The 20,049-nt window shown below is 56.5% G+C and carries 13 protein-coding genes and 3 pseudogenes; 2 read left to right on the forward strand and 14 right to left on the reverse strand.

Annotated features, from left to right (window positions below; genetic code table 11):
• Positions 1–124 precede the first annotated feature (124 nt).
• Both AC6BYQ_RS07165 and AC6BYQ_RS07170 read left to right on the forward strand, forming a co-directional pair.
• Complete coding sequence (locus AC6BYQ_RS07165; RefSeq protein WP_311272007.1) at positions 125–1,525, forward strand: HdeD family acid-resistance protein; 1,401 nt, start codon at positions 125–127, stop codon at positions 1,523–1,525.
• Between the two features lie 5 nt (positions 1,526–1,530).
• Complete coding sequence (locus AC6BYQ_RS07170) at positions 1,531–2,316, forward strand: Lnb N-terminal periplasmic domain-containing protein (RefSeq protein ID WP_311272006.1); 786 nt, start codon at positions 1,531–1,533, stop codon at positions 2,314–2,316.
• Between the two features lie 48 nt (positions 2,317–2,364).
• Here the strand turns inward: AC6BYQ_RS07170 and AC6BYQ_RS07175 are convergent, their stop codons facing one another.
• The 14 genes and pseudogenes from AC6BYQ_RS07175 to AC6BYQ_RS07240 form a co-directional block, all read right to left on the reverse strand.
• Positions 2,365–2,589 (reverse strand): hypothetical protein, encoded by a 225-nt coding sequence (locus AC6BYQ_RS07175; protein ID WP_273853611.1) that lies wholly within the window; start codon positions 2,587–2,589, stop codon positions 2,365–2,367.
• Between the two features lie 38 nt (positions 2,590–2,627).
• Positions 2,628–3,041 (reverse strand): lysozyme inhibitor LprI family protein, encoded by a 414-nt coding sequence (locus tag AC6BYQ_RS07180; protein ID WP_311272005.1) that lies wholly within the window; start codon positions 3,039–3,041, stop codon positions 2,628–2,630.
• Between the two features lie 95 nt (positions 3,042–3,136).
• Positions 3,137–3,512, reverse strand: a pseudogene (locus AC6BYQ_RS07185) (IS3 family transposase); the annotation flags it as partial.
• A 93-nt stretch (positions 3,513–3,605) separates the two neighbouring features.
• Positions 3,606–3,938: pseudogene (locus AC6BYQ_RS07190) on the reverse strand (IS6 family transposase); the annotation flags it as partial.
• Positions 3,939–4,043: 105 nt separating this feature from the next.
• Positions 4,044–4,625 carry a hypothetical protein gene (locus tag AC6BYQ_RS07195; protein ID WP_311272004.1) on the reverse strand — a complete coding sequence of 194 codons (582 nt, stop codon included), beginning with the start codon at positions 4,623–4,625 and terminating at the stop codon, positions 4,044–4,046.
• 60 nt (positions 4,626–4,685) lie between these two features.
• Positions 4,686–5,576, reverse strand: coding sequence for a Pvc16 family protein (locus AC6BYQ_RS07200; protein ID WP_311272003.1), 891 nt, complete (start codon positions 5,574–5,576; stop codon positions 4,686–4,688).
• A gap of 58 nt (positions 5,577–5,634) precedes the next feature.
• Complete coding sequence (locus tag AC6BYQ_RS07205) at positions 5,635–7,818, reverse strand: ATP-binding protein (protein ID WP_311272002.1); 2,184 nt, start codon at positions 7,816–7,818, stop codon at positions 5,635–5,637.
• A complete protein-coding gene (locus AC6BYQ_RS07210) occupies positions 7,815–9,530 on the reverse strand; it encodes a contractile injection system tape measure protein (RefSeq protein WP_311272001.1) in 1,716 nt (571 codons plus the stop codon). Before AC6BYQ_RS07210 ends, AC6BYQ_RS07205 begins: the two co-directional genes overlap by 4 nt.
• Positions 9,531–9,694: 164 nt before the next feature.
• Complete coding sequence (locus tag AC6BYQ_RS07215) at positions 9,695–11,452, reverse strand: hypothetical protein (RefSeq protein ID WP_311272000.1); 1,758 nt, start codon at positions 11,450–11,452, stop codon at positions 9,695–9,697.
• A 139-nt stretch (positions 11,453–11,591) separates the two neighbouring features.
• Positions 11,592–11,741 (reverse strand): annotated as a pseudogene (locus AC6BYQ_RS07220) (IS6 family transposase); the annotation flags it as partial.
• Positions 11,742–12,270: 529 nt separating this feature from the next.
• Positions 12,271–15,339, reverse strand: a complete 3,069-nt coding sequence (locus AC6BYQ_RS07225) for a baseplate wedge protein (RefSeq protein WP_311271999.1) — start codon at positions 15,337–15,339, stop codon at positions 12,271–12,273.
• A 120-nt stretch (positions 15,340–15,459) separates the two neighbouring features.
• Positions 15,460–19,131, reverse strand: a complete 3,672-nt coding sequence (locus AC6BYQ_RS07230; RefSeq protein ID WP_311271998.1) for a baseplate J/gp47 family protein — start codon at positions 19,129–19,131, stop codon at positions 15,460–15,462.
• A 21-nt stretch (positions 19,132–19,152) separates the two neighbouring features.
• Positions 19,153–19,581 (reverse strand): contractile injection system spike tip protein, encoded by a 429-nt coding sequence (locus tag AC6BYQ_RS07235; protein WP_311271997.1) that lies wholly within the window; start codon positions 19,579–19,581, stop codon positions 19,153–19,155.
• Positions 19,566–20,024 carry a GPW/gp25 family protein gene (locus tag AC6BYQ_RS07240; RefSeq protein ID WP_274851631.1) on the reverse strand — a complete coding sequence of 153 codons (459 nt, stop codon included), beginning with the start codon at positions 20,022–20,024 and terminating at the stop codon, positions 19,566–19,568. Before AC6BYQ_RS07240 ends, AC6BYQ_RS07235 begins: the two co-directional genes overlap by 16 nt.
• Positions 20,025–20,049: the final 25 nt, after the last annotated feature.

Consider the following 20,049-nt stretch of genomic DNA (forward strand, 5'->3'; position numbering starts at 1 on the left):
CTAGTAACTTAATTTTTTGTTTTAAATATGAATTTACAACGATAACCCGGAACCAGATTATCGCTAATGTAGGATAATTCCCGAATTCCAAACAATTAAAAGTGATAAGAAGAGGCTATAAGGAATGGTTCAGTTGGTAATGATTTTGCTGGGGGTTGATTATTTGCGTAACCGTTGGCGTGAGTTGATGATTGCTGGTTGGTTAGGTGTATTGGCTGGCTTAATCATCTTCATCGATGCGTTGGATAACGCGATTTATTTCCCCCTGCATCCCTTTGCTTTCCTGTTGCTGACCGAAGGCCTGGCAACGTTGATGGTTGCGCATACCGGCATCGGCGGACAACGTAGCTTGCGTTACGTAAAAGGTGGAGCATTTTCACTGGCTGCGATATTGATCTTGAGCGGGCATCACCATGGTCACTTTATTTTATCGATGATTTTTGGCATTTTATTTTTGACCGACGGGTTATTGCAAATCGTCACCGCTGGGGTTGTACGCTATAAAAAATGGAAATTTGTGGTCACTGGCGGTGTCATCGAAATCATGTTAGCCATTTTCTTCTTTCAACCCTATCCGACCCATTATGTCGGCACCGTACCTTATTGCTTAGGTTTGGGATTGATATTTGGCGGCTGGAATATGGTTATACTGGCGATGCGCGTCAAAAAGCTGGAGGTCAACCCTGCAGTTTTGGGCAATACGGCGGCTGAGGAAGCCAGCAGTACAGAAACGGCACCGTTGGTCACTGAATGGGACGGCCCTCCGGCTGCCGATGAACCGGCACTGACCATACATGTCTGGACACCTGTAGGATCCTCGAAAAGTGCAGTAGTGCCTCATCCTGTCATTGATCGTTATATTGCTGCGGTGGATAAAAATGGGGTGATTTCCACCGGCCATGCTGCCCTGGAATCTCCGGAAGGCGTCTATATCAGTCTGTATCCGGCAGTCGATATTGACCGGTCGCCCGATCAATTTGCCCGGTTGCTGCGGGCAACAGCAGATAATAATGTTGAAGGGCATTTTCAACCAGATTATGTAACTGAATCCGAAAAATGGTGCCCTTCAACCATTCAGGTGCGGATCAGGAACTACGATGCTGAACGCTTGAAGCGCTTCTGGGGGGTCTACCAGACAGACAATACCTATAACCTTACGCATCGTAACTGCTCAAGTAGTGTGGCGCGTGGGCTGGAAGCGGCACTGGAAGGCGTGGTGGGTAAGATATGGGGGCAACGTGGTCACTGGTGGGTGTTGAGTAAAATTCTCACGACGCCGGAGTTATGGGTCGCAGTACAAATACGTAAACGCGCAAAAACGATGGCCTGGACACCAGGGCTGACGCTCGATTACGCACGTGCAATAAGCATGTTGGCAGATCCCCGGCCGGCCGGTTGGATAACCACCATACGCCGAGCCGTAAAGAAAATGTTTGCTTTGCGCAAGCAATGGCGCAATGAAAAAGCGCAGGGCGCGATAGCACCAACTGCGAGCAACGAACCCTCAAATGACAAAGGTAAGTAGCTATTATGGCCATGTTTTCGTGGTTGACCTCGCCAAAGGCAAGCAACGAACAAGACTGGGTGTTGGAATACGCCCGGCTACCACAGGTGGAATGGGGAGAGCAGGGTAAAATTGTACTGCGCAATATTCGCAATTTCAGATATCAACCTACCCGCGGCGATTATGTGCCCGATTGGTACGATGCAGATATCGATATTAGCCAGTTAAAAACGGTAGATGTGGTCTCCTCTTACTGGTCAGGCAAGGCTATTGCGCATCTGTTTTTGAGCTTCGGTTTCGAAGATGGTCGCCATTTGGCTATCTCGATAGAAACGCGGCGTAGCCGCGACCAGCGCTATTCGACCTGGCGCGGTTTTTTTAAGCATTACATGTTGACCTATGTGCTGGCCGATGAACGGGACTTAATTGGCGTCAGAACTGATGTTCGCAAAGAGCGCGTTTATCTTTATCCCCTTCAGGTTTCGCCAGATACTGCCCAGGCTCTTTTTTTGAGTTATTTGCAACGTATCAAGCAGCTGAGCCATCAACCCGAGTTTTATCACACGTTATTTAATAACTGCACAAGTAATATTTTGCATCATGCTACTGCGGTTTCTGCCGATATTCGCTATAGCTGGAAAGTCTTGGTCAGCGGCTACGCAGATAAATACATCTATGAGCTTGGCTTATTGGATAATAGCCTATGTTTTGAACAATTGAAAAATCAAAGCCTCATAAAGAGACCGGATAATGCCGTGATCAATGAGGATTTTTCGCGTTTGATTCGAGAGGGTATTGAGAGGGAAAGTTGAGTCGCTCACTTTCCCTGCTTAATACTGAGGGCAGGATGCTCCCAGTCGTTATTTTTTCTTTTTGGCTTCTCTGTCCAACATCCTTTGCTCATCCGCGTCTTCACGTTCGTCTTGGCGCATCAGGCAATTGGCATAAGCCTCGCTTCCCCTGGTTAAACCATAACCATCACAAACTTTTTTATGGTTTTCCAGAGTTATCGCATCAAGCTCATCACTGATCCCACAGCCTGATAAAAGTACCATTGAAACTGCAAGTAATACTGTTCGCATCATTTCCCCCCATTATTAAATGGCATCAAGTTAAATATCAGTTATTGACACTCAGGATCGCCCATGTCGCAATTTTTTATTTTACTCAGAGAATTTGTACGTTCCGTTGTTCGCTCACTCAAACATAACGCGTTATTCATCGCGTTAATACTTCCGCCTGCAGAGTTTGAACTCAAGAACGTACAATCCGCATCTCTGAATTTTAGCCAGGCGCGCTGCGCCTGTAGTAGCGCCTTACTTTTTTCAGGGGATGTTTTTAACGTGTCCATGACTTTTTTATAGACTTTATTCATCTCCCCATCTGCATTTTTGTAAGTCTGAGCGGCGCAATCATTCAGTTCAGCCTGACTTTGAGCTGTCTGCAAACAGTTGCTTTCCGGTTTATTCGCTGCCAGCACACTGGTTGAAAAAAAAGCTGAGAAAATCAATGGAAGGGCGACGATACGCATTCGCATATTTTAATATCCTTAAGTTAAGAAATTTTCATCTAATAATAGGAAAGTCTTTGGCGTTACGCCAACTGGATATCAACTGATGCCTCTTAATGAAGGGATAACGAGAGTGCCGAGCCCACCACGCGGCGTGAATAAAGATCGACGACCAACGCAAGGTAACACCAACCGCCATGGAGGCGGATATAGCTGATGTATCCACACTATATCTGGTTCGGTGAGGTCGGCATAAATCGCCTTTTCAGCAGGTTTGTTTGGCGAGGCCAGTGCTTCTTCTCGGGCTCCACGATACCGGTGCTTCCCCGGTTGGCGACTGAGTAAACCACATTCCTGCATCAGTTTTCTGGCCAACCAGCGCCCAATGTCGTAACCATTCCTACGCATCAGCAAACTTAACGTCCTGCTGCCGGCGGACCCGCGGCTAAGCTGATGTAACGCCCGCATCTGTGCTCGCAGTTCCAGGCGTTCACGGTTAGGAATCTGGATCTCGTTTTTTGAAGGGCTCTGTCGCATTAACGACGACAGGTCAGCAGAAATCGCGCTGCCGTTTTTTACGGTAGCCAACAGTTTGGCGGTCAGCATGAAGTCGATGGTCTGCCCCGAAGTATCCACCGCGCGGTAGAGATATTTCCACTGACCTTTGACTTTGATGTAGGTCTCATCCATTCGCCATCGGCGACCCACGAAGCGTTTACGCCGTCGAAAGGCTTTATCCAGTGACGGTACCAGGCGGATGACCCAGCAATAAAGCGTAGAGTGGTCAACAAAAATACCACGTTCAGCCATCATTTCCTCCAGATTACGCAGGCTAAGGGCATAGGCCAGATACCAGCGCACACACTGGGCGATGATATCGTCGGGATAATGCAGTCGCTGGAAGGCATTTCGGATCAAAGACATGGACAGGTAACATCATTAAAAAAAAAACAGCATGTTATCTGACGACGCCTTAATGCGACAGAACCCAAAACAGAAGCCCAGTCCTGTAACGCCCTCCGCGCGGCGCTATTTCACCACGTAGCCTGCCAGCATATTAATATCCACAGCGAGGCAGCCTTCGCTGTCAATTAACAGGCCGCCGGCGTTGCTGCACGTTAGCGCTAGCGTACCGGTATCGGTAATACGCAGCGTTTGGCTGTCAGAATGGACACTCAGCGCGCCCTTCACTACGGACAATCCCTGACGTTCATCAATCTGCAATGACACACCGGTATCCAGATTGAGTACGCCGGTCATTTGAACATGCAGGCCGCCGTCAATACTCAGGCTGGCATCTACAGGCGTCTTAACCGAAAGTCCTTTATTCTGCTCACACACCAGTCCACCCGCCTCATCAACGCGCAGAGCAATGCCGGCGTCCGAAACCACCAGGCCCTTGTCAAAGGCGGCTTTTACCGTAAACGCGCTGGCTCCTTCGGGGTCAGCAACCCCCGCTATGTCAGAAGGATCGCCCCCGGCCAGACCGCTGCCGGGCTGCACAGAAACGGCAGCCAAATCGATCAATTGTGCAAAATCTTCGTCAGCGGGAACCTGCCAGGCGGCAAAATTTGCTTTGAGTTTGCTGAAATCGGCTTTCGTCGTCGCCATATACTCTCCTCCACATTCAGGGTCTGGTTTACCGTCCGGGTGGTACTGTTTCAGGGATGTCTACGCCGGGGGCGGCTTGATGTCCACCTTTTGCAAATTGCTAAACTCAAGATCGACCGGCTGATTCCCAAGCGTTGTCAAATCAATCCCCTTCACTATCGGATACAGCGCGGCATCCATCAGGCCGGATGCCTGTATTAACGGCTTCTTACGCAATTTACCCTGCTCGTCATAGCAACTGCACGCGACCTGCAAACGCGCCAGCTGCGCTCTGGCCACAGAACGATCGATGCTGTTATCACAGCGGGCCATCACCTCAGTGACCAACGCACGCTTGAACTGCAACGCCAGCGCTTCCTGCTCCCAGAAGGTCTCTGCTGTCGCAACGTCCGTGCGTACCACGGGCGACACTGATTCGCTGTTATCCAAACCAAGTTGGATAGGGATCGTTACCGTAAAGTTAAGACACAAATGGGGTTTTTCACCCACCGACTGCCAGAAGTTCCCTATCCCAGACAGATGTTCAGAGGCGGCCAGAATGCGCATAAAGGCCGAGGGCAGCTGCATGTTGAGTAGGGCATTGAGTGCCATATTGATGACGGTAATTTCCTGACCATCGGCCTTTCCCGAATGGGATTTGTCCGCTTTTTCCCAATAGCTCAACAGGTACGAACAGCGCACGTGAACCTGCCGGTGGGCCAGGGAGCCATCAACGGGCTGATAGTGTCGGGATTGCCCATGGCGCAGTTGCAGATCTTCCTGAATATCGTAGAGAAAAACACAGATCGTGGGTTTATCGGGCAAAGCATCCCGGTGAACCATGTCGAACCGAACCGAATCCTCCTGCTCAGAAAATTCGTCCGGTAAATACTGTTTAAGTGCGGCCTCAATCTGCTGATTGAGTCTGATTAACTGGTCATCGCATCGCGCTTTTAGCTCATTACCGCTCATCCCTATCCCCTCTCTTTCTCTGTTTTTATCGTCAGGCCCTGTCACCGCAGTACGTTATTTATCCGCCCGGCGTTCGCAGCATAAGCCGCCCCGTTTTGTCCAGTTCGCGCTTTACCGCCCGTTCAATGTCAGCCAGGTTAACCGCGCGCCCGGCTTCCGCCGCCAGCCAGCTGGCCATGAGCGCAACGTTGCGAATTCCTGCTCCGGTCAAATCGATAGCGGCCGCCCATCGGGCAAAATCCACGCTGTCGTCTACGGCGACCTGTTCAGGCCAGATGGCGCGCCACATCTGCTCACGTAGGGTGGCATCCGGTGCGTCAAAGCGGAGGATAAATGTCAGCCGTCGCATAAATGCATCATCCAGATGAGCTCGATTGTTCGTGGTCATCACCACAAGACCCGGATATTGCTCCAGGCGCTGCAACAGGTAAGAGACTTCGATATTGGCATGGCGATCGTGCGCATCTTTGACTTCGCTGCGCTTGCCAAACAGCGCATCCGCCTCATCGAACAGTAATACGCCGGTATCGGCCAGCGCCAGGTCGAACATCTTTGCCAGGTTTTTCTCCGTTTCACCAATATATTTATTGACCACCATTGAGAGATCGACACGAATCAGATCCAATCCCAGCGCGCCCGCCAGCACTTCTGCCGCCATCGTCTTACCCGTGCCCGACGGGCCACAAAACAGCACGCTAATGCCGGTGCCATAGCCCACTTTTCGGGCAAAGCCGCGCCCCAGAACCGCCTCACGCTGCCGCACGGCGGCGAGGATGTCCTGTAAGTGCAGGGCAAGAGGCTCGCTGACAATCAGATCGTCAAATGTGCGTCGTGGGTCGACGCGCTGGGCCAGCGGGCCAAAATGCTGCCGCCCGCGCACCCGTAATGCCTGTTGCAAATCCGCTTCCCTCAGGCGTGCATGGGGTCCGCGCAGCAGCCGGTAGCCCTGGGCCTCCTGCCACACCTGTTCAAGACTTTCAGGGTCCACCCGCACCCGTCGTACCAATCCTTCCCAATCCCAGTCACCCGCCGTCACGCCGTCAGGCTGGGCAGACTTGAGTATCCGTGCATCATCCTGAAGGGAGCGGGAAGGCAGCGTGATGCTCACCGCGGATAACGTCGGGAACACGCTGCCCGCCTCTTGCGGTGATACAAGACAAATCACGGGATAACGGCTGTCAGCCAGAACATGGCCAAACGTGTTCAGCAGTATTCGCTGCTCTGACGTTGCGTCAGCCCAATCGTGCAATACCAGCATCCCGGCGTACAGGCGCACGGCGCGCAGTGCGCCGCACAATACCTGCCGGGCATCCGTCGGATTCTGCGGCAGCAGACCCACATTCAGTACCAGCATTGGCCGTCCGGCATCGCGCGCCAGCTGCCCCAACAACGCCATACGTCCCTGGCCACCTAGCACCTGCACCTGTTGCGCGGCCCGGTGCGAGAATGAGGTAAAACAGAGCCGCTCCAGCTGCGTCGCGTAGGTCGCCCATGTGCCTTCGCGCAGTGAGGCGTTATTCGCCGGTTCATACCAGCGCGCCGCCTCGCCCGATCCCACGCGCAGCGCTTCCGGGGCGCCGCCGCTCAAGAAATGAAACGCCGCCGCCTCCATGCGCAGATACACCGCATCATCATTTGCGGCGCGGCGCCCGCTGCGATCGATGGTGGCGACCAGTCCTGCCTGTAGCAGCACACCGTGCCGGGAACACAGCGTCAGCCGGCAATCAATACGATCGACCGGCGTTGCGCAAAAGAGCTTCAGCGCCAGATCAATTCCCGGCCAGGGCAGGGTGTCTTCTCCCTGTAAATAAGCCATGAGTTTTTCATAGCGGTCATCGAATAACGGCAGCGCCGTCAGCACCAGGATCTGAGTCTCAAACAGCGTCAGCCCAAAGCGTTCGACCACACAAGCCAGCCGACCCGCCGCAGGCGGCGGCTGAAGCCCTTGAAGCCAGGGAACAGAGTCCGACTGGCGGCTCCAGTTTGGCGTCCCGGAAGGACGCTCGCGCGCCGCCGCCAGGGCCTCTTCAGACAGCAGCAGCTCCGCGATATTCAGACGATCCGCTTCATGTTCCTGTTGCCAGAGCAACAGTCCCCTGAGCACCATATCGACGTATTCCAGCCATGGCCCAAGCGAGGTTATCGTCATCCCGGCCGTCAGGGCCTGCGCACAGGTGCCCAACGGTAGCCGGTCGTCTGTTTTTATCGATTCTGCGGATGAAGCCGTTGGTTTTTTTTTCATATACACCATTCCACGCTTATCGGTGCCGGTAGCCACGGCAGCATAATCTGTACCAGTGGCCATGGCAGGTTACGCAATAACACATCGGGGGCCTCTGCAACCGGCGCCAGCGTCACCCGATCGCCCAGACTAAGCTCGCCCTCCCGTTGAAGGAAGAAGGTTCGGATATCGTTGACGCTACAGCGATCCAAAAGCGGAATTGCGGCAAAAGCCTGACCAAGCCAAACCGCCAGAGCCGCCTGCTGCGCCCTTGATGGAGAACAGATCTCACTCTCGACATCGGGGGCGATACCGCACAGCACGCGGACGCACGGCAGACGCCAGTCGGCCGAATCTGCGTCCCCCCATGCCAGCCAGTCCAGGCAACCTGCTGCCTGCGATCGGGCCTGCTCGTCGATAAATTGCCCCTCTTCGAGCCAGCCAGATTCGCTGAACAGGCGCGGCAGCAGCGGCCATAGCAATACCAGACCGGCACCGGCAACCATCCACGGTGCCGGTGTTTCATCCGCGGGCAGAGACGCCGGCAGCGTCGCGGGCGCCCGGTGCGCTTCGGGCAACCGGGAGCCCGCCCGTAGCGGCAGGGACGATAAAGAGAAAGGATGGCCCGGGGAGGCCTGACGTCTGACCGTCGGCAGCGGGGCCTCGCCTGTCGGCATTCGTTCAGTCCGCTCCGGAGCGTCCAGTACGACCCGGAGCGCATGGCGTACCGGTATCGACAGCCGGGACAGCTCGGGGAACGTAGGGTCACCGTGCGCCGGCCCGCGCAGCCAGGCCTGAAGCGCCTGACGCAGCACTGGCGACAGCGGCAGATCCAGCAGCGCGGTAAACCATCTGTCGGGGACATTGCCGCCGGGCAGAGCTGCACTCGTGGGTTGTCGGCCTGCGGGTCGTAAGGCAGAAGAAACAGACGTGCTTTCTCCACGGTGGCCGTCCGTCGGGACGCCCCCGTTGTCGCGTGAACCAGCACCGCCCGTCAGTGCCGGCACATAGTCAGAAATAACCGGATGCTGCTGAAGCGCCATCAGCGCGGCCAGCGGTAGCAGCCATGTCGCCTCGGCGGGGAGTAACGCAGGCAGACTGGACGGGGCGATAAGCCAGGTGGCTAGCGCGCTCAGCGGTGAACCCGGCCAGGTGGCCACCAGCCTCTGGCGGGCGCGGGGCTGAAGCAGCCGCAGCGCCAGCGCAATACGCGGCGGTGGCCCTCCCTCCATTCCCGGCGCCGCTGAAACGCCCTCAAGCGCCTGCACCAGCCAGGCGCTGCGCCCCTCGCGCCGCAGCCAGGAACCAGGGTCAACAATGACACCGGTATCGAGATACCGCAGCAATTGGGCGAAGGTATCGGGTACTGACTGCCCAGGCCGTCTGTCGGGCATACCGCTTCCGAGCCCAAACGGCGCCGGTGCGCCAGCGCGAGTCTCGCGTCTCTGCGGATGCGCCAGCAGTTTTGACAGCTGCTGCTTTAGCTGTCGGATCGCGCGCGGGCCCATCTCCGCCTCAAAGCGGGAGAGCGCCACGTCGCCCACGTGGAGCGTCAGGCGCTCGATAACTCGGGGCGCCCCCGCGACCGGCATCAACTCGCTTAACGCCGCATCCACGTCCCGCTGAAGCTGCGTCTGAAACCAGCGGCTACAGCGGTCCTGTAATGCGGTGGCATGCGACTCCTGCGTATGAAGGCGTATCCGTAACCGCCCTACCACTACGTTAGTACTCATACACTCTCCGCCCTTAAACGTCATACATCAGGTTACGACAGGATGCCCGTTCGCGTTGTGGTCATGACCGACCGCGCCCCGGTATGCCCCTTATTCCAGGCGCTGACGCCATCATTAACGTCCGGTGCAGGCAATGCCCCGACACCGGAGCTTCACGCTGCCGGCTAGGTAAACTTGACGTTGACAAGTTGTGAAGCCGTGACAAAATTTTTGCTGGTAATCTCGAAACAGAATTCACAGGGGTCTTTTAACAGTCTGATGCCGTATAAATCTCTGCTCATCCAATATTCCCCAGCGTCAGGCCTGATATTCAATACCAGCTGACCGTTGCCGTTCACCCACAACACGGACTCCAGGTTACCCACAATGTTCTTGTCACCCTGGTTCAGCCCAAGGTAAAACATCGATGGTGGTACATTTACGCCCGCGTATAGGGGGGAGAAAGTGGTAGTCTGACCATTAACCAGAAAGTTTGATAACAAAATGCAGGCATGCGTATGACTGTGCGAATCGACGTTCTGGGTAAAAACCAAATCCGCAATATTGAAAACGAGTTGCATCCCCGCCATGAATTGAATATCCTGGGCGTATTCCTGTGACGAAGGCAGTGTCAGATTGCGGATTATTTCTATTTCATCCTGCCTACCCTGCTTATTAGCATCCTTTTCCCACTTCGGTTTTTCGTCACTGATGATTCTGCTGTTTTCCGCCGTCGTGCCATCCGTAACGCCTTTCAGGTAGAGGCTGGCGTCATACGTCGGCGCCGTCACCCAGCCGCCGTCACCCGAGGCCCATGCGGTGTTTGGCGCGTTAAAATCCCAGTGGCCAACAATGCTGGAGTGGCCGCCGAAGGCCACTATCATCAAAATATGCCGGGAAAAATGAATGCCGTCGTCGTAAGGCTCACCATTAACGCGCGTTTTACCAAACAGGGCGTAAATGCCCTGATCTTCCCCCAGACCGCCCAGCACGGGTTCCGTCACCGTGCCGTCGGGTTTTACCCGGAGCACGAATTGCTGCTGTGCCGTAAAGGCGTTGCCGCTGCGCGAGTAAAAGCCGGGCTTGTCCGGTAACGCCGAGGGGGAAAACACGCTGTCGTCTGCCGGAATAGTGGACTCACCGATCTTTTCTTTACGAAACGTCTGTAACGCCGTAAACAGTGCCTCCCGGGCCCGCTGTAGCGACCAGCCTTCGGCATAGGCCTCGTTAAGCTTCGCCGCAATTTTGTTCTCAAAAGCACTCTCGGGCGAATCATTGGTGTCAGTTTTAAATCCCCGGCTGGTTGCCGCGACGGCCTTATCAAGCGCACCGTCGGAGACTTTTTTTATCGCCTCCTGAATTTTCGCCACGCCGTCGGCGGTCAGTGCCAGCCCTTTATCACCGCTGGTTAAGTAATTATCTGCGCCGGGGGCGAGTTTGACACTTAGCCCGTTGGTGGGATCCAGTACCAGCCCGGCTTTTCCATCGACGGCCAGGGCGAGTTTATTGTCGCTGGTAGTGGTCAGTCCGCCGCTGGCGGCCAGGGCAATCTCCAGACCATCGGCACCCGTTTTTACGCCGGCGCCGGTTTTAATATGCAGTCCACCCGAGAGATCGATCCCGCCGTTTTCCTGGAGTTTTAGCGCCAGACCTTTGCCGCTGACCTGGACACTCTTGTCATCCACGTTGACCGCCACTCCGGCCTCGCTGGCGGTGACGCCTTTACCGATTTCCGCTTTCACCCCGATCCTGCCGTCGGATTGCAGCATCAGCCCCTGCCCGGGATTCAGCACGGCCGTGTTGTCATCCGGGCTTCCCAGCGCTCGACTGCCCATGCGCGCCAGGTCGATAAGACTCGCGTAGTCGTTCTCGTCAGGCGTTGCCCCCTCTTTAAAGGCGTTTTTCAATGCCGTCACGTCTATCTTTTTTCCAGCAGGCATCATCCGTCTCCTCACAATTGCCCCTTGTGCTGTCAGCCATCAAACGCTGCCAGTCTGACCGTAGGGGCTTAACGATGTAAAAACATGGCTGGCTCTGTCGCATTAACGACGACAGGTCAACAGAAATCGCGCTGCCGTTTTTTTAGGCAGCCAACAGATAGAATTGTTCTACGGGTGACAATCCCTCACTTTGCGAGTATTGATATTGCCCTTTACGTATCATGTGGAGCAGCTCGATGCCAGCCAGAAGCGTTTGTGCCCGCCGAAATGATTTGAACCCCAGCATGGACCGTACCAGCGCACACACTGGGCGATGATATCGACGGGATAATGCAATCGCTGGAAGGCATGTCGGATCAAAGACATGGACAGGTAACATCATTAAAAAAAACAGCATGTTATCTGACGACGCCTTAATGCGACAGAGCCGGCCCTCGGCGTTGGTCTCCAGACCACCGTTAGCCTTAACCTTAATTCCGACCCCGGCGGCGGTGACCGTGACGGTATTGTCATCCCCCTTCACCAAGACGCCGTCACCGTCAAGCGTAACGCCGGCATCTTTTTTTACTTTGACAGCAAGCTGGCCTTCTTCCATTTGGAGGCCCATACCAGGGCTTAACTTGGTTGGAATATTATCGTTACCCCCCAGCGCCTTGCCCCCAACCGCCGCCAGAGCAATAAGGGCGTGGTAATCTTCCTCATTGGGGGTAGCCCCTTCTTTAAAGGAGCTCTTCAATGCCTCAACGCTCACACTCTTCGGGTCTGCTGCCATGTGTCCTCTCCTCGTTTATTTCTCTGGGCCTGCCCGCGTATCCCTGTTTTCAGGAACCGTTTTTTGGCGGTTCAAGCGGCGATGTCGAGCCACGGACGTAGACGACAGATTCGTGTTTCAGCACGCCCTCCCGCGCCGCGCCCTTCATTCCATCCGCTCTTTTTTTGATTGCATCCCTTTCTGCCGTGTTGACGATCCTGACAAAACCTATCCCCGCCCGTTCATCAACCGGGCGCTCACCAATACCCAACAGGCGTAACAGTTCGAACGACTGGTCACCCACAGGCCGGGAATCGTTCTGCCACTCCCGGTATTTGTTCGCGAAGTTGAAAAAGTCTTGCTCATCAAGCCAGTGCAGTTGCAATTTCAGGTGACTTGGCATTTCCTCACGCACAATGTCCTGTATCCACTGGCTTAACGCCTCCGGATTTTGGCTGTCTTTCAACCACGCCCGGTTCAGTACGATACTCAGTGTGAAGGCGAAACTGTCATGGGTGTAAGGCATTGCCCAAGCATAAGGTGTTTCGTGATCCGTTAATTTACCCCACTGGTACGACGTATTCGGTGTCACCCCATTCAGCCTGACGGGGGACACGGTCAGCGGTGGCCCTGCAGTTATTGTCGGAACGGAGGCGGCTATCCACCTGACCGTCACCCTGCCCAAAAGAGGCTCCGCCTTGACCACCTCAACAACCACATCCGGCAGATTTTTAAGCGCGTTGGTTGTCAGGTCGGCGGCGGTTGGCCAGGTTAGCCAGCGTCCCCTAGGGCGCAAGGCAAAACGTTCCCCTGGCGTCAATTCGACCGGGAAGGACGGGGTAACTTTCAGGGTGACGGTCTCGGCCTTATCGTCGGGTTTATTCAGAAAACTCAGCTCATAGACCACGCGCTTAAGCCAGACCTGGGACACCCGCCAGCACCATGCATACTCTTCGTTCTTCAACAGAGGCACACTGCGGCCCAGTCGGGTCTGTTGCCCCAGTTGAATGCTGACCTTTCCCGCAGCAGGGTCAACGGTATGGATCACGATGGCCGTCAACGGCTCGAGTATGGGTAATTGACCATCACTACTCTCACCCTTTAATTCAATTAGCTGCCCTGGCTTCAGGTTTTTCACGGCTGCACCTGCCAGCGTCAGCGTCAGCGTATCGTCTGCAACCGTCGGCGTACTCACCGTTTGATCAGCAGGCCACCCCCCCACCTCGCTGCTCGTCTCGGGATGTTGAGGAAGCAGTTCCTGATGTTCAATCATATAGAACGGCAGTGCCTGCTTCGGAAACGAGGCCCCGGTGGCTTGCAACCGCTCGTCAAACAACGCCTCGCCCACACCGAGCCGGGCAGCGACCTTGCGCTGCAATGCCGATACCCTGCTGATGCTGATGGACGCACGTTCATAGGCCAGGCGCGTCACCTGACGCAGAAACCCCTGCTGCACGTGACGAAATACCGTCTCATTACTCTTCGGATCAGCACTCACGATAAGTGCCCGAGGGGCACGGCGCTCACCGAAGTAACCCAACAGGTGGTCCAGGATCGTCAGCTCTTTTTCGTTGTCCTGTGATTGCCGCACGACTTCGTTATCTAACGTCTCCCGCACGGATTTCTTCAAGAGAACCTGGGTTTGCTCAAGCGCCAGCGGGTCATCGCTTTCCCGCGGCCATTGGGCCGCCCCCCACAAGGCAGCATCCGCGTCCCGGCCATCAAACGCCAGCATCCGCGGCAGTTTTTTCAGCTGGTCCGCCCGGTTGGCCAACAGCTGTTCAAAAGGGCGCAAAAACCGCATCAGGTGTTGGGCATCATTATCCTGGCCAAAATCCTCTGCCGCTTGCTGCAATCCATAGACGGGAGGCAAACTTGCCCCGACGGTCCGATAAAAACCCGGATTGCGGTTGCGCCCGTTGCGCAACCGCCGTGCGATGTCCTTTGTTGCTCGTGGCGCGGTTTGGTTCAACAGGTTGTAAGTTGTAATCACTTCCTTTTCCCACCGCGTATTCGCGACCAGCTGCCCCCGTTTGTACAGTTGGATATAGTTTCCAGGGGATTGCAGGTCACCCATCGCGTCAACCCACAGTTGCACTTGCTTGTTCTCCGGTACCTGAATATCGGCAGGATTTACCCAGTTAACCGCGTTGACACCCGGAACGACGCCGACGACCGCCGCCGTCAACTCTTGTACCTGCACGGAATCAGCCACCAATGCTCCACCCTCTATCGGTCGCATTGGCGGCAAGGGCGAGAGCCAGCCATACTCCAGACGGGGGCCGACATACACCTGCTCCGCGGTTTCGCCCCGGGCCAGCCGGGCCACGGCCTGTTCACGGACCGGCGCCGGCAGCAGAGCCTGATTGATGGCCCACAACGCCTGCGTCACCACCTGTACCATCGCCTCGCCCTCCGGCAGGTCGTCATCCAAAAAAAGCTGAACCTTTGGAGTCTGGATATCCACCGTCACGAACGGCTGCGGAACCATCTCCTTTTCGCACAGGTTGCGGTGGGTTTTCAGATACGTGTCCAATACCGGTGTCGCTTTCGATGCAGCGACACCCGGTGTCAGGGTGACCGCCAGCCAATACTGGCCTTCGACCCGGTGTTTTTCCCCATCTCCCCCAAACTGGAAAGCATAATTGTTCGGATTGTAGTGATACTGATAACTCTTCGTCTCCGACATCACCGCAATCTGTACATCCCGAAAACAGAACACGCCATCGACCGTCAAATCCAGGATGGCTCGCCGGTAATCGTCGAGCGTGACCGGACTGCTGGTCAATGCCCATTCCGGGCCAAACTCGGGCGCAAAAATCCCGTCATGATCCAAATATGTTATTGGATCGTCGGACTGTGACGGTGGTGTCGCAGGGGGGGAGGGCCTTTTTTCCTCCGTGAGTAAATCGGTCAGGGGCAAGGTGTGACGATAACTGATGTCCGATACGCCGTAGGCAAACGCCTGCAACAGCGTCACCCCAGGATCATCCTCATCATGGGCGCTCCACCGTTGTCCCGCATACACCACCAGTGCCGCTTGTACCGTTGCCCATAGCGTATCGAAATGGATCTGCTCCTGCACGGCTTCACTCACCGGCGTCAGAGGCAGGGAAGCGACATTGCGGGTATCAGCCATGGTGATTATCCTTTTGGTTTCTGCCCGGCATTGGCCCCGGGACTGAGTCTGCCCCGCTGGCGTGCAGCGGGACACCGTTATTAGCACGCAGGCAGGCGCGTATCGCCGTCAACCTTGTCATCATTGCCCCTCAGGCGCTTGCACACGCAATACCACGCACTCACCGATCGCCGCCGACGGCAAGGTCACGTCCGGTATGCCATTCACCGTCAATGCCACGGCCACGCCCAAGTGATAGACACCGCAGGCGCCGGCCACAGCGGATACCTCAAAGATACAGCGACTCGCACCCGGCGAAGCCGGCAGAGACTGAGCCTGTCCCCGTATTTTGTCCACCGATGTCGCCCACAGGTTGACACCCGGTGCCGCGACCTTCGGCAGGCGCTGGCCCGTTGCTAAATCCACCAAATACACCTTGTCGGTCTCCGCCGGGATGGGGGCAGCCCCCAGCCCCCGCACGAGCTTCGGTACCGTAACGATCAGCGTCGCTGGTAGCGTATTGTTCGTGCTGCTGGTCACCGCCCACTCGCCATACCGCTGCTCGCTGGCATCAACCCATGCAATCGTCAGCCCGGTATATTCCAGCGGAAGGCAGGTCAATACCATCACCTGTGAGGGCGTCACGAATGGGTCTTGTTGGGCCTCGCCGTTGATGTATACCTGCCTGACGGAGGCGACTTCCGGCACCTGACGCAGAACTTGACGCACCGCACTGTGCGACACTGCCCGGCCTATTACCGGCTGTCCGCGGTCATCATCCTCATTCGCCCAGGGCATAAAGGCGGCTTCCAGAGTCGCTTTCACCCGAGCATCCCCGACCGAGCGACTCAGGCCCGGTGTATAATCAATCTGCCAGCTGACACTGACCGGCACATACTCGGGATTGACGCATTCCAGCTTCAGCCACGGCGAGGTGCCCGTTTTCAGTGTTTCCACCATTTCCTTCAAGTGCGTGTCGCTCAACCCCGGCCGTCGCCTGTCGTCACTGTCACTCAACACCTGCCCAGGCATGACCACCATTTTCTGTTTCTGCACCCCGTCCAGACCATCAAGAATTGGCAACACCGCCATTTCACGAATGTCGGCATAGCGTTCCTGCAACAACATCATCAGGTCAAGATTGTTCAAACCACGCTCACGGTGCCGCAAACGTCGCGCGACACGCGCCTCAAATATCTCGCGCGTCTCCGCTGCACGGCCGCCTTCCGACGGCCACGGTTGCGTGATCGCCTGCAGAGACGTCGGTGCATCCAGCGCCTGTGTTATTCGCCCGGCCGGCAAACCGGCCTCTAAATGCGACGCCGACACCAGCTCCGGCGCGACCAGGCGCGCTGTACCCGCATTGGTCAGCAGCCCCATCAACCAGGGGGAGCCCGGCAACCAGGGGGCGGGCGGGAATATCACCTGCTTCACTTCACGTGGTGTCAGCTGGCGTACCCGCAGCCACAGCCTGCCGGTGGGCAGACTGGTCGATGTCCGGCTGGCATCGCCCGGCCAGTCGACCGACACAACGCCACTCGTTTGCCACCCGTTTGTGCCATCATTCACCGGCAACCGCGCCCAGCGTTCCCCTGGCGTCAGGTATTGCCACTCCAGCGGCACAGGTGCGGGACTGTTCAACTGCCAGTGCAGAGTCAGCAACTGCGCCGCCTCAATTCCGTCAATGCCCAGATACAGTTCGGCCTCCGCAGGCGACTGCGTCAACACTGGGTCTTCCGGGGCATAGCCGAACGGCAGGATAACCCGCTGGCTCACCTGCGTGTCGTGCGCCATATAATCGACTCGCACACTCGACCATTGCGGTACATAAGGCGGATTCCACTGTGCCTTTGGCAGTAATACCGGCACCGGCGTGACCAGGGCGGTCGACACCTCTTGCATGGCCGGCATTAAAATAGGCTCCCCCTTACTTGTCTTGCCGTGCTCAACCATCTTGTAAACCTTGCCGCCCTCACCGTCCTCTGTGAGAGGAACCAGCTGCGTACTCTTTTTCTCGGTCAAAAATATCACCGTCTCCAGCGGGGCATTTTGATGAGCCACGTATTCGTTTTGCAGAAACGATGTCTTCAGTTGCAAACGGACGTACCACGGCCAGTGTGCCGGTTCGTCCTCGTCCGGGGCTAGCGTATCGAGGGTCGGAGAGGACATGGAAATCGGTGAAATGGACAGAGATTGTCCAGCGGGTGCCTCATCGGCTGCCGGTTTGAACAACGATGTTGGACCGCCAACCGATGAGGGAGATTGTCCCTTCATGATCAGTGAACTTTCCACGGTGAAGTGCTGGTTATTTACCGGTTTGCCCGGATACCCCGGGTCCACAGGTACGCTGATGTCCGCACCATTCTTGACACGATCCGCAAGCGCTGCCTTATCACCTTTTCCCAGCGCGCTGGGCTTAAACCCCTTATCCTTCGTGGTGACATTGAGGTTACTGTCCACATACAGCCAGTCGTTATCCTGCTGGCTGCGATCAGGTCCATACCATTGTTTAAAGGATACGGACGGTAACCCCACCCACGTCGGGGTTACCGTCACCTGTGTCAACATTGATCCGAGCCTCCACCAGTCCGGCGACATCAGATTCACGCCCCGCCCGACATCCGCCGTCTCACCAAAGGGCAACCCGCCTTCCGATAATATCGTGCCGTCGTCATTAGCAATATGCACCCCCACGGCCCCTTGCACCTCGACCTTCAGTGTGTCGATCTTCGGTACTGGCACGCCCGTTTTGCTGGTCAGTCGCAACAGTGGCGCCGTGGACACCAGGCCGTCCAACGAAGTGACCGCAGTTGGCACGCCGTCCTCCGCAGATAGCGCCACTTTCCATGTTTTGGCATCCACCTTGCTACAGGTTAGCACGACCCACGCATCCCCCATGCTCACCGAGGCCAACAATGCCCCTGGTATGTCGGCCCCTGGCATGTCGGCCGCCAGCGTCACCGTCCAGGTACGAACACCGCCGGCTACCGCCAGCACCGGCGACTCGACAATCCGCCCACTGTCTACTGCGCGATCGGTATCAGGCCCGGGCGCCTCCCCGGCTTTTGCCGGTGACGCGCCGAACAGCCGTACGCCCCCGTTAGGCCAGGACAGATCTGCCGCCTCGTCCATGACCACCCGCGCCCGACGACCACCCGGTACACAGGGGTCACGCACCACCCATCGGATATCTGTAATGCGCGCCTCATTCACCGCCAGCGGTTGCGCCAGGGCATACCGCAGCACATTGCCAGCCTGGTCCTGTCCTGCATCCAGCGACAACCCCGCAGGCAATACCTGCTCGCGCACGCCCTTGTCCAGGGTAAAGTGCACCGTCACCCGGTCCGCCTGCGCGGCCTGCGGTGTCAACGCCAGCATCTGCTGGTAGTACAATGTCCGATGCAGCGCCGGCAACTGATTCAACAAGGCGCGGGGCGTCTCCAGCATCCCCAGCATCCCCAACAGAAAGGCACGTTCCGGCGGCAACTGGCCATCGGCCTGTGCCGGATCCTCGTACAATTGCACCAGCTGTTCGCGTACGGATGACCAGTCCTTTTCACTTTCCTGGCGCAACAACGTATCGACAGACGCATCGATGACGGTCCCGGCCTTATAACCCAACATCACCTGCGCCCAGTTGATCCTCCCCGGTCCCGTTATTTCATCATGGTGTTGATCCAACGGCAGGCGCTGACAGTACAACCTGAAAGCCTCCAACAGCCTGCCGATCGAACGGTCATCCAGCACAAATGTTGCAGTATCTTTGTTGTTCTTCGCCGCCCTGCCTGTTGCCTTCTTCGTTTCTTCGGTCATTGTCTTACCTCTGTCACGCCGTCAGTTCGCCGTCACCTTGTTCTGGAACACGTTGAAACTGCCTTTGCCTGGTGTGGGAACACCCACTGTCGGATCCGGTAGGCCTGTACTCGGATCCGTCGCCGGGGCGGTGGGTGTAAATATCGCCTGGCACTGGCTTCCTTTGAGCAGGACAGGGAGACCACTCAAGACGGTATGGGCCGTCTGATCCAGCCCAGCTATCACCAGTTGAACCATGCCCACGCCCGGCACGGTAAAATTGCCTGACGTATAGGGTACGCCCGGCACCACCACCTTGTTCAAATCACCGATCACGCAACCGGGTTTACCGGTCACCATGAAGTGCCCAGAGCCCATCAGCACAGCCTTTGCCGGGGCCAACAACGTCCGGTTGCCAAACGAGGGCTCAAACTCCACCCAATCTCCGCTTGCCACTAGTAAATCGCCCATGCGTTTGCGCCTCCGCCCATCCCCTCTACCCGGTTCAGTTGACCGGTCAACTGCTGCTCCAGCCCCGCCAGCCGGTACCGTACCGTGATACGTAACATCCCCGGGAGAGCCCTGTCTTCCTCCACCATGATAGCCACGTCTTCTGCCCGGGGCTCGTGGCGTGCCACACTCTCGGCAATCCGGTTGCGTAACGCCGCCAGCGTGCCTTCCGACAGGTTCGCGAACACGGCAGACTGCATGTCACAGCCGTACGCAGGCCGCATGATCCGCTCACCGGGTTGAGTCTGAAACAGCACCTTCAAACTCTGGGCGACGTTATCCACTCCCGCTGACATCTCCAGCGCAGAGTCCAAAGAGGAATCCGGCGACGGTGTTTTGAAACGCACCGGAAATGCCCAACCCGCACCGTATAGCCGGGTCAGCTCTTTATCGTGATTGTTCATTATGTGCTCCGCGCCCTTTATTCAC

It is taken from the genome of Serratia sp. LTN-2, assembly GCF_059740205.1.